This window comes from Salinimicrobium soli (assembly GCF_048323655.1).
Lineage (GTDB): Bacteria > Bacteroidota > Bacteroidia > Flavobacteriales > Flavobacteriaceae > Salinimicrobium > Salinimicrobium soli.
Genome location: NZ_JBLUWW010000001.1, coordinates 278157 through 293195, shown reverse-complemented (window position 1 = coordinate 293195; position 15039 = coordinate 278157). Strand labels below are relative to the sequence as shown.

13 protein-coding genes are annotated in these 15039 nt (G+C 43.1%); 7 read left to right on the top strand and 6 right to left on the bottom strand.

Annotation, left to right across the window (positions count from 1 at the left end; genetic code table 11):
- Window positions 1-49 precede the first annotated feature (49 nt).
- A complete protein-coding gene (locus ACNORC_RS01390; protein WP_418333789.1) occupies window positions 50-1204 on the top strand; it encodes a methionine aminotransferase in 1155 nt (384 codons plus the stop codon).
- Between the two features lie 2 nt (window positions 1205-1206).
- Here the strand turns inward: ACNORC_RS01390 and ACNORC_RS01385 are convergent, their stop codons facing one another.
- Complete coding sequence (locus ACNORC_RS01385; RefSeq protein WP_418333788.1) at window positions 1207-1722, bottom strand: DUF1440 domain-containing protein; 516 nt, start codon at window positions 1720-1722, stop codon at window positions 1207-1209.
- A gap of 101 nt (window positions 1723-1823) precedes the next feature.
- Here ACNORC_RS01385 and ACNORC_RS01380 point away from each other — a divergent pair, with 101 nt between their 5' ends.
- Window positions 1824-2603 (top strand): amidohydrolase, encoded by a 780-nt coding sequence (locus tag ACNORC_RS01380; RefSeq protein ID WP_418333787.1) that lies wholly within the window; start codon window positions 1824-1826, stop codon window positions 2601-2603.
- On the opposite strand, the gene ACNORC_RS01375 is transcribed toward ACNORC_RS01380, so the two are convergent.
- Window positions 2590-4203, bottom strand: a complete 1614-nt coding sequence (locus ACNORC_RS01375; RefSeq protein WP_418333786.1) for an Ig-like domain-containing protein — start codon at window positions 4201-4203, stop codon at window positions 2590-2592. The two genes, ACNORC_RS01380 and ACNORC_RS01375, sit on opposite strands and share 14 nt — an antisense overlap.
- Before the next feature lie 55 nt (window positions 4204-4258).
- A complete protein-coding gene (locus tag ACNORC_RS01370; RefSeq protein ID WP_418333785.1) occupies window positions 4259-4939 on the bottom strand; it encodes a ComF family protein in 681 nt (226 codons plus the stop codon).
- A gap of 71 nt (window positions 4940-5010) precedes the next feature.
- On the opposite strand from ACNORC_RS01370, the gene ACNORC_RS01365 reads away from it, so the two are divergent.
- From ACNORC_RS01365 to ACNORC_RS01345, 5 genes are all read left to right on the top strand, one after another.
- Window positions 5011-5892: a DUF8428 domain-containing protein gene (locus ACNORC_RS01365; RefSeq protein WP_418333784.1), complete on the top strand. Its 882-nt coding sequence runs from the start codon at window positions 5011-5013 to the stop codon at window positions 5890-5892.
- 63 nt (window positions 5893-5955) lie between these two features.
- On the top strand, window positions 5956-7494 hold the full coding sequence (locus ACNORC_RS01360) for a glycine--tRNA ligase (protein ID WP_418333783.1): 1539 nt from the start codon (window positions 5956-5958) through the stop codon (window positions 7492-7494).
- A 78-nt stretch (window positions 7495-7572) separates the two neighbouring features.
- Window positions 7573-10569 (top strand): GEVED domain-containing protein, encoded by a 2997-nt coding sequence (locus ACNORC_RS01355; RefSeq protein ID WP_418333782.1) that lies wholly within the window; start codon window positions 7573-7575, stop codon window positions 10567-10569.
- Window positions 10570-10669: 100 nt separating this feature from the next.
- Window positions 10670-11431, top strand: a complete 762-nt coding sequence (xth, locus tag ACNORC_RS01350) for an exodeoxyribonuclease III (RefSeq protein ID WP_418333781.1) — start codon at window positions 10670-10672, stop codon at window positions 11429-11431.
- Window positions 11432-11446: 15 nt separating this feature from the next.
- Window positions 11447-12412, top strand: a complete 966-nt coding sequence (locus ACNORC_RS01345; RefSeq protein WP_418333780.1) for an OmpA/MotB family protein — start codon at window positions 11447-11449, stop codon at window positions 12410-12412.
- Between the two features lie 49 nt (window positions 12413-12461).
- On the opposite strand, the gene ACNORC_RS01340 is transcribed toward ACNORC_RS01345, so the two are convergent.
- Genes ACNORC_RS01340 through ACNORC_RS01330 form a run of 3 tightly spaced genes read right to left on the bottom strand, consistent with a single transcriptional unit; the run spans window position 12462 to window position 14782 of the window.
- Window positions 12462-12989, bottom strand: coding sequence for a GNAT family N-acetyltransferase (locus ACNORC_RS01340; protein ID WP_418333779.1), 528 nt, complete (start codon window positions 12987-12989; stop codon window positions 12462-12464).
- A 34-nt stretch (window positions 12990-13023) separates the two neighbouring features.
- A complete protein-coding gene (locus ACNORC_RS01335) occupies window positions 13024-13794 on the bottom strand; it encodes a DUF6090 family protein (RefSeq protein WP_418333778.1) in 771 nt (256 codons plus the stop codon).
- Between the two features lies 1 nt (window position 13795).
- Window positions 13796-14782, bottom strand: a complete 987-nt coding sequence (locus tag ACNORC_RS01330; protein WP_418333777.1) for an NAD(P)-dependent alcohol dehydrogenase — start codon at window positions 14780-14782, stop codon at window positions 13796-13798.
- Between the last annotated feature and the right edge of the window lie 257 nt (window positions 14783-15039).

Below are 15039 nucleotides of genomic sequence, written 5' to 3'. Positions count from 1 at the left end.
CCGGACTTTGCAGTCCGGGTTTTTTTTCGCAACTTTTCAAAAAACAGAAATGTCCGTGAAACCTGATTTTTCATCTAAACTTCCGAAGCATAACACCAGTATTTTTACCGTGATGTCTACCATGGCCTATAAATATAAGGCCCTGAATATGTCCCAGGGCTATCCTAATTTCGAGACCGATCAACAGCTCAAGGACCTTGTGACAAAGGCTATGAATGAAGGCTACAACCAATATGCACCTCTGCCGGGAATCAGCCCTTTACGGGAACAGATCGTTGAGAAAATTGAACAGTTGCACGGGAAATCTTACGACAAGAATACTGAAGTCACGGTGACCGATGGTGCCACTCAGGCTTTATATCTCGCTATTACCGCTTTTGTAAAACCCGGAGATGAGGTGATCGTTCTAAAACCGGCTTATGACAGCTATGAACCGGCAATTGAACTGTGTGGAGGCAAGCCTGTTCTTATCCAGATGCAAGGAAAGGAATATAAGGTAGACTGGCAGGAAGTGGCGGCAAAGATCAATTCAAAGACCAGGATGTTGATCATCAATACCCCGCATAACCCAAGCGGGAATGTCTTCGGTAAAGAAGATATGCAAAAACTGGAGCAGGTTTTAAACGGTACTGATGTGATCCTGCTGAGTGATGAGGTTTACGAACATATTGTTTTTGATGACGCTAAACATTACAGCGCATCTGCCTTTTCAGGGCTGGCTGAAAGAGCCGTTGTTTGTGCTTCTTTTGGGAAGACCTTTCACAATACAGGCTGGAAAATGGGATATTGTGTGGCCCCTTCAGAATTGATGGCCGAAATACAAAAGGTGATGGAAGTGAACGTATTTTGTGTTCATCATCCCACTCAAAGAGCCTTTGCAGAATACCTGAAGCAACCCGCCCACTATCTCAACCTCGGAAAGTTTTACCAGCAAAAAAGGGATAAATTTTTGTCACTTTTGGAAGGTTGCAGATTCAACTTTAGTCCTTCCCAAGGAACATATTTTCAGTTGTTGGATTTTTCGGAGATCTCTTCGGAATCTGATGTGGAATTTGCGGAGAGGTTAATAAAGGAACACGGGTTAGCCAGCATTCCGGTTTCAGCTTTCAATAAAGAGAATTTGGATCACCGGCAGCTAAGATTTTGCTTTGCGAAAACCGATGAGACCCTGGAAAAGGCTGCCGAAATTCTTCAGAAAATTTAGTATTAATCTTCGTGTGAGGGGTGTAGGCTATCATTGACAAGTCCGCGTACTATTTCTGTGGTCACACCAAAGATCACATGCGCCAGTAGTTCACTTGCCTGGGTTTTGATAGGGACCTTTTCAGGACTTTTTTCGACTCCTAAAAGTGGAAGTGTGGTTTCATGTGTAGAAGCCCATGTGGTTCCTCCCAGAATGATCCCGTCAATGATATTTATCTCGTGGCTGTCCTTTTTTCCGTAGCCATAAGCAGCACCCACAGTAGCTCCCAATGGAATATTTACGAGTTGTTCTGCAAGACCTTCATTGGCGACTTTGATAGGGGTTCCGGTTACCTTTTTTGCAAGTTGATTTACCATTTTGACCTGGGCAGATTTCTGATCTATCTTTCGAACTTCCAAAAAGCGTTCGACGGTTGATTTCACTGCGCTTCCTACTAATCCACCCACAAAACCCGCGATTAATCCACGAGAGGCATTAGAGGGAAATGAATCTTTTTCAAAAAAGGAACTTAAGCTCATATCTTTAAATTTTTCTTTTTAAAGCTATTTAAACTCCGCTAGTAAACCAACCATTTAACACGTATTTAGCAGGAGATAAAAGATTTTTAATAGATTTACGTATGGCAGAAAAATTAAAAGTAGCGCTGCTTCAGGCCAACCTGGAGTGGGAAAAAATAGAAGCGAATAAAGCCCTTTTTGAGAAGAAAATAAAGGCTCTTTCAGCTGATGTTGACCTTATCGTACTTCCGGAAATGTTCACTACCGGATTTTCCATGAATGCTTCGGAATTAGCTGAACTTCCAAACGGACCCAGTTTCCGGTGGATGCAAAAAATGGCTTCCGAAAAGCAAGCTGCCGTTACCGGGAGCCTTATCATTCTTGATAAAGGAAAATACTACAATCGACTTTACTTTGTCTTTCCTGACGGAGCTTTTCAGAAATATGACAAACGACACACTTTTACGCTGGCAAAAGAGAATGAAACCTATGCTTCCGGAGAGGAAAGACTCGTCGTGGGCTATAAAGGCTGGAAGATCTGTCCGCTCGTTTGTTATGACCTGCGATTCCCGGTGTGGTCACGGAATACCGAAGATTATGACCTGCTAATTTATGTGGCCAACTGGCCGGCTGCCAGAATTCTTGCCTGGGACACCCTTTTAAGGGCACGGGCTATTGAGAACATGAGTTATTGCATTGGACTCAACAGGGTGGGGACTGATGGGAAAAACCTTGATTACGTTGGGCATTCAGCGGTATATGACAGCCTCGGAAAAAAAGTATCCACACATTCCACCGAAGATGAATTTTCAGAAGAGATCGTGCTGGAGAAAGCTCACCTTTCTGAAACCCGTTCGCAGCTCCGATTTTTACAGGATCGTGATCGGTTTACTCTAGATTAAAAGGATACACATCATCCCAGTTGGCCCGTACCGTCATAAGATCGGGATAATACACCACCTGTTCCGGTTGCCTGCCTTTTAAATACTTTCCGGAATCCCACTGGCCATTTTCATTGCGGTCATAAATAACTCGCAGAAAATAATTCCCGGGTTTTACACTTCGGAAGTTGATGACCGAACTTTCGGTGCTGTATTTTTCGGCCTGTACAACCCCTTTTTCGGTAGTGAGCTGAACAATGATTGGGTATGACCGAACATTCTGAAGATTGATGGTGAGGTTACCAAGGTCAGAATATGACTGGGTTCTGAATGTTGTTTTTATGGTGTCGTTTTGCTTTCCGTAGAATCCGATGAAGGCACCGGGCAAAGCAGTGAAATTGTAAGCCTGTCTTTCCTCTTTTTGAAAGGTCAGCGCATATTCATTTTTCCATCGGTCATAATTTCCGGTAAAGGAAACATCCACGGTGTCTCTGTTCGTGATCCGGATGAGCGATTCGTTAACCGAATCCAGTGGAACGGTTGGGATCACTTTTAAGGCCTGGTCAAAACCAATACTGGAGGTAGGATTAAAGGTAAAAGTCAGGGAATCTTTTTTCATCTCCTTTATCCTGGTGAGAAGGGTATCAGAAAACCTTGGAGTTTGTACCACAAATTGCAAGGTATCTGACGGTATGGCCGGTTTGTACCAATAGTGTAAAGTGTCTTTTTCAACGTCTTTGGTGATCCTATAAGAAAAATCATCGGGGACAGTGGTCAGCATATTTATCTGGATACTATCCCGGTGAACTTTTCCTTCGTATCCAAACATGATATGTTGATCTGCCTTTTGCTGTGGCCTTACAAATTTATCATCCAGAATTTCGCGGAAAAGAATGAGATCAAAGACCGACTCTGTTGGGATGGTAATATACTCATCTGCAAACGCGATCTTATCTGTACCCGGATCGAATTTGTAATTGTTATTGGCATCTTTTAATCCCACCAGCTGATACGTACCCTCTTTCAGATTTTTTAACTGAAAGGTGGTAGCGCTGTCAAGTGTATTGGTGATATAACGCGGCAGTTCGTTGTAAACAACCGAATCATTGTAGGTGGAATCCACCTCGTAGAGCATGACTGAAACAAAGGTATCCGGCACTTTCAGAAGTGCATCAGACACATTTCCGGCTACGGTCAAGGAATCAATATAAGGCCCGGTTGAAAATGCGTAGGTGAAAAAATCGAGCGGATTTTCCTCATTATTGTCGACTATACTTCTTCCGAAGTTAATGGTGTAAGTGGTATTCGGATTCAGGGTGTCATTAATGCGGATCCGGATTGATTTACTCGCAGTTCCCAGAGGTGTTATCTCCGGCCGTGGATCCATTGGTGGGGAAATGATCACCTGCCGCTGCGGATCTTTAACCTTGACATATTCATCAAAATAGATCCTGATCTCCTTGGCATCAAAACTGGTGGTGAAGTTTTCCGGTCGCGCCTTGACATATTTTGGCGGTTCTGTGTCAATTGCGCCTCCATCGGGTGTTCCTCGCTTGGCACAACCGGTGATGAATACTACTGAAAAAAGTAAAAGTAAAATGCAGGCACGCAAACTTTTCATCAACTGTATATTTAGTACAAAGAAACGATTTTATTCTGTTTTTTAAGGAAGTGTATTAGTGAGTGTAGGCCATTGTGGCAATGCTGATCTTCATGCCTTTCAATTGTAATAATTGATGGGCACAGGCTTCCAGAGTGGCACCGGTGGTAACGAGGTCATCTACCAGAAGAACATGTGAATTTTCCAGTTTTTCGGGCTGCTCCAATACAAATGTTTCATCTAAAGTTCCCCAGCGGGCAAGTCTCTTTTTTAAGGTTTGAGTTCCGGAACCACTGCGTTTCACGAGAACGTCATCGATATATGGCACATTCAGTTTTTCGGCGAGCGCTCTTCCAAACTTCTCTACCTGGTTATAGCCTCGCTTCCTTAGTTTAGTCTTGTGCAATGGAACCGGCACTACTGCAGAGATCTCCCTGAAGGTTGGGAGATTCTCTAATTCTGCACCAAGCCAGTCGCCTAAAAATTCTCCAACTTCCTCATGCCCCCTGTACTTAAGATTATGAATGAGTTTTTGGACCATTCCTTTTTTCTCAAAAAGCAGCAGGGAAGTGGCATTTTCAACAGGTATTCTTCCATAGAAAATTTGCTCAATAACATTGTCTTTTTCTAGATGTGCAAAAGCTATGGGAAGAGCATGTAAACAACGGGTGCAAAGTACTTTTTCATTTTTCAAAAGAGGTGTTTCACAGGAATTACAGATACGCGGATATAATAAATCCAATAAATCGTGAAACATTTGTTAAGGAATTAGTAATTACTTCGTTAAAACCGCTAAATTTACAGTATAACCCAAAAAATTAAAGGATCATGACTGAGCAAAAAAGTAACAATGCTTTAAAAATACTCACCGGAGTATTGGCAGTGGCTTTAGTTGCATTAGGAATATACACAATTAAATTCTACAACGAAGAAAAAGAGAATAAGCAGATACTTGAGCAGGAGAAGGCTGTTATTGAAGGAGAGCTGAATGATCTGATTGTAAAATATGATGAGGCGATCGCCGAAAATGAAGGAATGGATACTGAACTTGCAGCTGCCCGTAACAGGATCGTTATGTTAAGGGATTCTGTACAGGATATGGAAGCCAATCTTGCTCTTTTAGCGCGCTACAGAAGAGAGGTCAACAATTTGAAAGCCGAAAAAGAGCAACTCTTTAAGGTGGTGGACAGTCTTAGCAGCCAAAACCAGCGATTGATCACCGAGATTGATAGCACGAACAATATGCTGCTGGAGCGCACCAGAATCTCCGATTCCCTGAAAGTGCAAACTCAAACAATGGCATCTAAGATCGATCGCGCCGCACAACTTAAGGTAAGTAACCTTAGAGGAGAAGGGGTTATCGAACGTAATAGCGGCCGTCTCATAGAAAATGACCGTACCAGAAGGGTTGATAAGATTAGAACTTGCTTTACCCTAACTCCAAACTCTCTTGCAGAAGCAGGGGAAAAAGAGCTTTATGTGCAGGTGTACAACCCCAATAACGAATTGGTGGGCGACCAGATCGCAGTGCAGCATGAAGGTGGTGTAATGGTCTACAGCGCGACCTCAAAAGTGTATTATGAAAATGAGGAGCTGGACGTGTGCATCCTGGCCAATACCAATGAAGAAAGACTGGTTGAAGGTACTTATAAAGTGCTTGTCTATAATGGCATTAACCTGATTGGAGCAACCTCTTTCTCCCTGAGATAAAACTATTAGTAATTAATACAACCGTCTTGATTAGATTCAGGGCGGTTTTTTTATTTTTGCCCTATGGCAAAACAAGAAGATCAATTCAAAAATGTTATATCCCATGCCAAGGAGTATGGGTACATCTTCGCCTCCAGCGAGATCTATGATGGCCTTAGTGCTGTATATGATTATGGACAGAATGGAGCGGAACTAAAAAAGAATATTAGGGATTACTGGTGGAAAAGCATGGTGCAGTTGCATCAGGAGATCGTTGGGATAGATGCTTCTATCCTGATGCACCCGGCCACCTGGAAAGCTTCAGGCCACGTAGATGCCTTTAATGATCCATTGATCGACAATAAGGATTCAAAAAAGCGATACAGGGCAGATGTTCTTGTGGAAGATTATGCTGAAAAGATCCTGCAAAAAGCTCAGAAAGAGATCGACAAGGCGAAAAAACGCTTTGGCGATTCCTTTGATGAGGAGCAGTTCGTTGCAACCAATGAGCGCGTAATTCGATATAATACCGAAAGAAAAGAGATACTGGAGAGACTGGCACAGTCTCTTACCAATGAAGATCTTAAAGATGTAAAAGCACTTATTGAGGAGTTGGGAATTGCCGATCCTGAGACCGGTTCCAGGAACTGGACCGAAGTGCGACAGTTCAACCTAATGTTTGGAACCAAACTGGGAGCCTCTTCCGAAACTGCCTCTCATCTTTATCTGCGTCCGGAAACGGCACAAGGGATCTTCGTGAACTTCGCGAATGTTCAGAAAACGGGAAGAATGAAGATACCTTTTGGGATCGCCCAGACAGGAAAAGCATTCCGAAATGAAATAGTAGCCCGCCAGTTCATTTTTAGAATGAGGGAATTTGAGCAAATGGAGATGCAGTACTTTGTGCGTCCCGGTGAGGAATTGAAGTGGTATGAGCACTGGAAGGAGATCCGTCTAAAATGGCATTTATCGCTAGGATTGGGAGAAGAGAATTACAGGTTCCATGACCATGAAAAACTCGCTCACTACGCTAATGCAGCAGCGGATATCGAATTCAACTTTCCTTTTGGGTTCAAAGAACTGGAGGGGATCCATTCCCGTACTGATTTTGACCTTAAGGCACATGAAGAACACAGTGGTAAAAAATTGCGTTTTTACGATCCTGAACTAAAGGAGAATTATATTCCTTATGTGATCGAAACCTCGATTGGACTGGACCGGATGTTCCTGGCTGTACTTTCCTCCAGTCTGAAAGAAGAGGAATTGGAAGACGGTAGCACAAGAACGGTTCTAAAATTACCGGCTATCCTGGCTCCTTATAAAGCAGCGGTTCTTCCACTTGTGAAGAAGGACGGACTTCCGGAGCTTGCTCAGGAGATCATTGAAGACCTCAAATGGGATTTCAATATACAGTATGACGAAAAAGATGCTATAGGTAGAAGGTACCGCAGACAGGATGCTGCAGGGACCCCTTTCTGTATCACAGTAGATCACGACTCTCTGGAAGATCGTACAGTTACCTTACGAAACAGGGATACGATGGAGCAAAAGAGAGTTCACATATCAGAATTAGCTTCTGTAATCGATGGTGAAGTAAATTTGAAACATTGGCTGAATAAGTAAGGCAATTCTGTTTAAAAAAGGTTAAAAAAAGAGATTTCCCCGGGATATCTCTTTTTTTTTGGTTTCAGGCCGGGCTAAATGAGTAAATTTATTTTCCATTTCATAAAGGTGCCCTACATGTATCAGAAGAATACGCTGCTTCTCCTTCTTGTTTTATTATCTTTTTTTTCCGGTATATCACAGGAATTAGAAAGAGCGAAGCCTATTTTAATTGGTTCTTCGAGATCTATACATACAGAAGCTGTTTCAGGAAAAGTGCTGCGGCCACCCGGAGGGGAATTTAAAATCTACAATCCCAAACGGCGAAGTGCCAACAGAGTTGTTCCGGGTAAAGGGTTTCCCAAGGCGATGGATGCTGCCTGGCAGAAAAAAAAGGGAGAGACTCCTTCAAAAGCCCCTCTATTTTCTTTTGATGCTGCCACCTCCGGCTCCACACCAACAGATCCTACCGGTGCAGTTGGACCCAATCATTATGTAAATGCCTGGAACTTCGGATTTGCTATTTATGATAAAACAGGAGAACGGCTTCTGCCACCTGCCGATCTACGAACAATAGGGGGAACATTTGAAGATCAGGACCTGGGAGACCCAATTGTTCTTTATGACTCTTTTGCTGACAGATTCCTGATAACCCAGTTCAGCGATAGTCCCAACGGGCTTTTAGTTGCAATTTCTAAAGGACCGGACCCGGTAAATGACGGCTGGTACACATACCGTTTTGACACCGGATCTTTCCCCGATTACCCAAAATTCTTTGTGTGGAGTGATGGCTATTATGTGACCACCAATCAGGATCAGGATGACCCGGAAATTACTGAAGTTGTCTATGTACTTGAGAGGGATAAGATGCTGCTAGGAGAGGAAGCAAGACATATTGGGCTGCCATTGCCCGGAGTCAATATTAATTCATTTTACAGTCCGGCGGGTTTTAATGCCATTGGAGATGAACCACCTCCAAAAGGGAATGCTCCGATTATTTATTTTCAGGATGACGCATGGATGGGGGTCAATCAAGATCATCTCAAGATGTGGACTGTCAATGTCGACTGGGATAACCCTGCAAATTCCACTATTGAGGAATCGCAGGAACTGGGACCTTCAGAAGGGGTAACACCATTCCACAGTACTTTTGACGGGGGTTCTTTCCGAAACCTTTCCCAGCCGGGAGATGCTCCAGATGTTGATGCCTTGCAGGGTGCAGTTATGTATCCTACCTGTTACCGCCGTTTTCCGGATCACAACTCGGTAGTTTTCAATTTTGTGGTAGATGTGGATCCTTCCGTCCTGGAACATGCGGGAATACGCTGGTATGAACTTCGACAGGATACTGATGGTGGACCGTGGTCAGTGTATCAGGAAGGTACTTATGCTCCAGATGGTAGTGACCGCTGGTGTGGTAGTATTGGAATGGATAAGAATGGTAATATTTCCCTGGCGTATACAGTTTTAAATGACAATGAAGAAGATCCGGTTTATCCTTCGCTTCGATACACCGGGAGGTATGCCAATGATCCATTAAATATGATGACACTCAATGAGGAATCTATTGTTGAGAGTGATTTTCCTGATCCTAGCAACCGCTATGGCGATTACTCCCATATGTCTGTGGATCCCGTTGACGAAGAAACCTTCTGGTTCATTGGGGAATACTTCGGAAGCGCAGCACGTTTGAATAAAGTAGGAGTTTTCAAAATTGCTCCGGAATTCAACAATGATGTTGGGGTGGTGGATATTGTAAGTCCTATTTCCAGCACACTGGGTAACCAGGAGGAGATCACGGTGAAGATCCGTAACTTCGGAAAGCTGCCGCAGTCTAACATTCCAGTGGAATTCAGTATCGATGGAGGTGCACCTGTAAGAGAAATTTTTGAAGGTACTATTCCCTCCACAGGAATGGCCGAATATACCTTTAGTGCCACTGCAAATCTCGGTGAATTAGGGCGTACTTATACCATCACTGCCCAAACCAATTTGCCCGGCGATGAAAATCCGGAGAATGATAGTTTTTCCGAAGAGATCACGAATCTGAGAGCAAAAGATATTGGGATCACAGTGATCCAGTCTCCTGATACCGGTGAAAATTTAGGTGTAGAAGAAGTTACGGTGACCATAGAAAATTTTGGAGGAGAACCCCAAAGCAATTTTCCGGTGAGTTACCAGTTGGATAACGGGCCTCCGGTGACCGAAACGGTTACGGGAACTGTGAGTTTAAATGAGGAATTTGCCTATACGTTTTCACAACCGGTAGATCTATCTGAGCCACGAAAGTATAACCTGAAGGTGGAAACCCTATTAGCCGGAGATGTGGATCGAAGTAACGACGCCAAAGAAAAGATAGTTGCGAATCTCAATTGTATTCCCACCGGTTCTGACTGCTCCTTCGGGGATGGGATAACCGATTTTTATCTGCAGGATATCGTCAATGAGAATATTTACTGTACTGACGGGTACTATGATTTCATTGGTCTTTCTACAAAACTGGATCGTTCGAAAAGAACCTTCGTGGTTGGAGTCGCTACCCATTTTGCCTCTTCCAACAACAGTAGATTCTCTTTGTGGATAGACTTTAACGATAACGCCTATTTTGAGCCCGATGAGTTGTTGATCAATTCTCAGGTTATTCCGACTTCAAGAAGAGTTTACGCTTATGAATTCACTATTCCGGCCGATGCGCCATTGGGAGAACACCTTATGAGGGTGCGGGGAGGTGATACCAATCCGGAATATGATGGAGAGCTTAATGATCCCTGCAGTGTGATGGAGTTTGGAACTACACAGGACTATACTGTTCAGATCGTCAACTCAATTGGAGATTCGGCCTTGAAAGACGGAGATCTCAATGTAAGCACTACAGACGGAAAGAATTTCGATGTGAATTTCACTACCAGCTATCAGTCATCGGTCTGGATCACGGTCCACGATATGCTAGGTCAAAAACTGGTGGAGAACAAACTTGAGAAAGGCTTTAAAGGCTATGAATACTCCCTAAATATGTCTTATGTGGCAAGGGGCGTTTACCTGGTGCGCGTAGGAACTATGGACGAAGGTCGGGTAAAACGCATCATTGTTCGGTAAGCCTTTTTCTTCGGAAGTTTCCCCGTAAATAAAATTCCCCGTGATGTCTAAGATATTCTGAAAATGCTATTTTTGAGCAACCTCAAAAAAAGTATTCAGAATGAAAATAATCTCTTACAACGTCAACGGAATAAGAGCAGCAATAAGAAAAGGATTTGTGGAATGGTTGGAAAAGACCGATGCAGATGTGGTTTGTCTTCAGGAAATTAAAGCCACTCCCGAACAGTTCGATCAGGAGCCGTTTGAAAACCTGGGTTACAGATTCAATTCCTGGTTTCCGGCGGTAAAGAAGGGTTATAGCGGCGTTGCTATTCTCAGTAAAACCGAACCCAAAAATGTCACTTTTGGAACCGGAATAGATTACATGGATTTTGAAGGAAGGAATATTCGGGCAGATTTTGAAGATTTTTCTGTGATGAGCCTTTATCTACCTTCGGGAACCAATATTGACAGGCTGGACCATAAACTGCAGTACATGGCCGATTTCCAGAAGTATATTGATGAGCTGAAGCAGGATATTCCGCACCTGGTTATCTGCGGTGATTACAATATCTGTCATGAGGAGATCGATATCCATGATCCGGTGCGCCTCAAGAACACTTCGGGATTCCTTCCGGTAGAAAGAGAGTGGATAGGCAAATTCATAGACAGCGGTTTTATTGACTCCTTCCGTCATCTGAATTCAGAGCCACACCACTACTCCTGGTGGAGTTATCGCGCCGGAGCAAGAGAGCGCAATAAAGGCTGGAGGATCGATTATCATATGGTGAGTGAACCCCTACAAGAAAGGATCAAACGCGCCGTTATATTACCAGAAGCTAAACACAGTGACCATTGTCCTGTGCTACTTGAAATCACTTAAACCCAATAATAAACTATGAAAAAAACCATTTTTCTGACCTTTTTCAGTACTTCTGTTTTACTGACCTCTTGTGTTTCCTCAAAGGTGTATAAAGATCTGGAGGGCAGACATGCCAGGCTTCAGGAGGAAAACAGCCAGTTAGCGGCTGATCATTCCCTGTTGCAGGAAAAGAACCGAATCAATGAGGAGGAACTGAGTACATTAAGGGCCCGCTATGAGCAGGAGACCGCCGAAAAGGAGCGCCTGCAACGGGAGCTTGCCACCACTAAGGAAGCATTGGAAAAACTTAAAAAGTCATACGATGCACTTGAAGCGAACAGCTCTTCGGCTTTAGCTGAAAACTCAAAAAGGAACAGGGAATTACTTGCTGAACTCGATAAAAAGGAAAAAAGCCTTTCCGAAGAAAGAGCACGACTTGAAAAACTTCAGAAAGATCTTGCTGCCCGCTCTAAAAGGGTAGACGAGCTTGAGAGTGTGATCGCAGCGAAAGACGCAAAAATGAATGCCCTCAAAAATGCCATTTCTAAGGCCCTTGTAAATTTTGAAGGGAAAGGTCTTACTGTTGAACAACGCGAAGGGAAAGTTTATGTTTCCATGGAAAATAAGCTCCTTTTCAGTTCCGGAAGTTGGGCTGTGGGACCTGAAGGAAAAAAGGCAGTGCAGCAACTGGCTTCTGTTCTTGCAGAGAATCCCGATATAGCAGTGCTGATAGAAGGGCATACAGATAATGTTCCTTACAACGGAAGTGGACAACTCACCGATAACTGGGATCTTTCCACTAAAAGGGCAACTGCCATTGTACACCTGTTAAAGGAGAATCCACGCATAGATCCGCAAAACCTTACAGCGGCCGGAAGAGGAGAGTATGCGCCGGTTGCGAGCAATGAAACAGCAGAAGGAAAAGCTAAGAACAGAAGGATCGAAGTTATTCTCACTCCAAAACTGGATGAAATAGAGAAGTTGCTTCAGGAAATGGAATAATAAAATCCTGAGAATATATTGGAAAGCACCGGAAGATCCCGGTGCTTTTTTATTTCAGTTCCAGCTTCATCAGGATATCTGTTTGCAGATCTTTCCCAACCCAAAAAGGATGGGAGCCAATTATCTTGAATTTATTCCGCTCATAGAACCTGATCGCCCGGGAATTTTTCTCCCAGACTCCCAGCCACAGGTATCGCATTTGGCGCTGAATAGCCATTTCAATAACAGCATCTAAAATTTTTTGGCCAAAACCCCGGTTCTGAAATTCTTCAATAACATAAATACGTTCGAGCTCCATCGCATCAGGTTCCCGGAGATCGGTTTGTGCATCTTCAAAATTGATCTTGAAATAACCAATGGTCTCTCCTGATAGCTTTGCAAACCAGAATTCGGAATGAAGTTCCAAAAGTTCCATTTTTAGAGCTTCATTGTTGAAGGCTTTATCAAGGTACGCCTGCAGATCTTCAGGGTTATTCTGCGCTCCAAATGCCTTAACAAAGGTGCTCCGGCTAAGCTGCCTGAGTTGTTCCAGGTCGGCCAGGCTTACTTTGGTAAATTCTAAGTGTTCCCGAGACATAAATGGTATTTACGTTCAAAGATAAGTTAACGTCTCAGGAATCCCTCAGTTCCCGGTCAATGAGATCAAGAATGCTGTTGATCTCGTGCAACAGCGGTTGGTAATGAGATGTTTCAGTATTTATTCCGGTAAGGATAAATAAAAGGAGATTGTTTTCAAATTCCGGAGATCGAACTATTGCGAGATTTCCCGGGGTATCCGGGTTTGCCGGCAAGCCAATTTCTTCAAGAACCCCGGCATCATCTAGAATGCTGCTGATGCTGCCATTACCATTCCTGAACAGACGTACGACACTCTCCCGCTGCTCCCGAAGAGCGGCCTCCTGACGGTGAATGCTCTGGATAAAAGATTCCCAAGACGTAAGGTGGCTCCGCAATTCTTCATTTGAAAGATCTTCCAGTCTTCCGGAATTAATAAGTTCGTTGAGCAAAGAGTTATTCGGATTATAATCGATTTCATAGGAAAAGGAATTATAAAGGGCCTTTGACAATTCCTCTTCCGGCGGAAGCTTTTCAGAAGTGGTGAGATATTTGGCGATCTTTTTGGATTCCTCGTAATTCAGGCGGTTCACCTCCATGAGGTTCTGCAATTTTATCTTGCTGCTTTCAAATTCAGATCTAAGACCTTCCAGGTAAAATTTTTCCCTTTCCCGAGCCTGCCTGTTTTGGTTCCAGTTATTGATGCCAAGGGCGATAAGAATTCCTATTACAATGAGAAAAATTTCTCCCGTGGCATAAAGAAGATATCTGCCAATCTTTTTTTTCTTTATTAATAATCTTCGGGTACTTCTGAAGAGACTGATCATTTCAACTATTTTTTGAAGTATTGTTTGGCTGGATTTTCAGGATCACATTCCCAATCTTTTGCCCACTCATGACGTACTCATAGGCTTCTTTGGCTTGTTCCATGGCATAACTGCGGTCTATAAGCGGTTTAAAATCTCCTTTTCCGAGGAGGCCTGAAATAAATTTCAGGCTGGCTTTGATGTTAGACGGAAACGGAAATTTTACCTTTTTCTCTCCTGAAAAAGCGGTGGTAATGGAAAGAAGAGGATTTTCCCAATTCGGCCCCAGCTCAGAAGAAATGTAGATTCCATTTGGTTTCAGGATTGGTTTGCACTTTTCAAAAGTGCTTTTTCCGACGGAATCAAAGACGTAATCAAATTTTTCATGATCTCTGGTAAAATCCTCTTTATGGTAATCTATAATTCTGTCTGCCCCGAGACTATGTAGCGTAGAGAGATGATTTGTGGGTCCTGTTGCCACAACCTGCACCCGGTTATATTTTAATAACTGGATAAGAGCAGAACCTATCGCCCCGGTGCCGCCATTCACGAGCGCTGTTTGTCCCTCCTGCAAGTTGACCTTGTTCAAGAAGTTGATAGCATAATGAACTCCTTCTGCTGATGCAACGGCTTCAGAATAAGAAATTCCCTCAGGAAAAAGTTGTATTGCTTTATTTTCGGGAATACTTAAATATTCCGCCATGGAAGACAAACCATGGTCATCAAAACCGAACACCTGGTCTCCCGGTTGGAAACCCTGAACCTCTTTTCCCACTTCAATCACTTCCCCGGCAAAATCGGTTCCCGGGATTGTTCTCATAGGACCGGTCAAGCCCGTGAAAATTCTAACGATATATGGTTTTCCGGTAAGGTTCACACAGTCGGTTCTATTTACGGTAGTGGCGTAAACCTTTACAAGAATGTCGTTTTCTTTTATTTTCGGCAATTCTGTAGAAGAAATACTAAGAACTTCTGGTGGGCCATATTGAGAACGGGTGACTGCTTTCATATCATGAAAATTAGAACCTGTTAAAGCTTTCTTTTCTCCACCCAATCTGGTAAGGTTCTTAAAATCAGTATTAAATTAAAAATTTTCTTTTTAAAACCATTGAAAAAATAAGAATTAGGATACTCTAAAAGCTTAACATCTTTCCTCCGGAAAAAATATAATAGAGACAGATTAATGAGAGAAAAAGTAAATCGAATGGCCTTTTTTCTATTTTTGGTATGTTAAATGTTAATAGTAGATCTATTAACCCTCTAACA

Coding starts and splice junctions, on each gene's coding strand:
- ACNORC_RS01390 (WP_418333789.1), top strand. CDS start 50: ATGTCCGTGAAACCTGATTTTTCATCTAAACTTCCGAAGCATAACACC.
- ACNORC_RS01385 (WP_418333788.1), bottom strand. CDS start 1,722: ATGAGCTTAAGTTCCTTTTTTGAAAAAGATTCATTTCCCTCTAATGCC.
- ACNORC_RS01380 (WP_418333787.1), top strand. CDS start 1,824: ATGGCAGAAAAATTAAAAGTAGCGCTGCTTCAGGCCAACCTGGAGTGG.
- ACNORC_RS01375 (WP_418333786.1), bottom strand. CDS start 4,203: ATGAAAAGTTTGCGTGCCTGCATTTTACTTTTACTTTTTTCAGTAGTA.
- ACNORC_RS01370 (WP_418333785.1), bottom strand. CDS start 4,939: ATGTTTCACGATTTATTGGATTTATTATATCCGCGTATCTGTAATTCC.
- ACNORC_RS01365 (WP_418333784.1), top strand. CDS start 5,011: ATGACTGAGCAAAAAAGTAACAATGCTTTAAAAATACTCACCGGAGTA.
- ACNORC_RS01360 (WP_418333783.1), top strand. CDS start 5,956: ATGGCAAAACAAGAAGATCAATTCAAAAATGTTATATCCCATGCCAAG.
- ACNORC_RS01355 (WP_418333782.1), top strand. CDS start 7,573: ATGAGTAAATTTATTTTCCATTTCATAAAGGTGCCCTACATGTATCAG.
- xth (WP_418333781.1), top strand. CDS start 10,670: ATGAAAATAATCTCTTACAACGTCAACGGAATAAGAGCAGCAATAAGA.
- ACNORC_RS01345 (WP_418333780.1), top strand. CDS start 11,447: ATGAAAAAAACCATTTTTCTGACCTTTTTCAGTACTTCTGTTTTACTG.
- ACNORC_RS01340 (WP_418333779.1), bottom strand. CDS start 12,989: ATGTCTCGGGAACACTTAGAATTTACCAAAGTAAGCCTGGCCGACCTG.
- ACNORC_RS01335 (WP_418333778.1), bottom strand. CDS start 13,794: ATGATCAGTCTCTTCAGAAGTACCCGAAGATTATTAATAAAGAAAAAA.
- ACNORC_RS01330 (WP_418333777.1), bottom strand. CDS start 14,782: ATGAAAGCAGTCACCCGTTCTCAATATGGCCCACCAGAAGTTCTTAGT.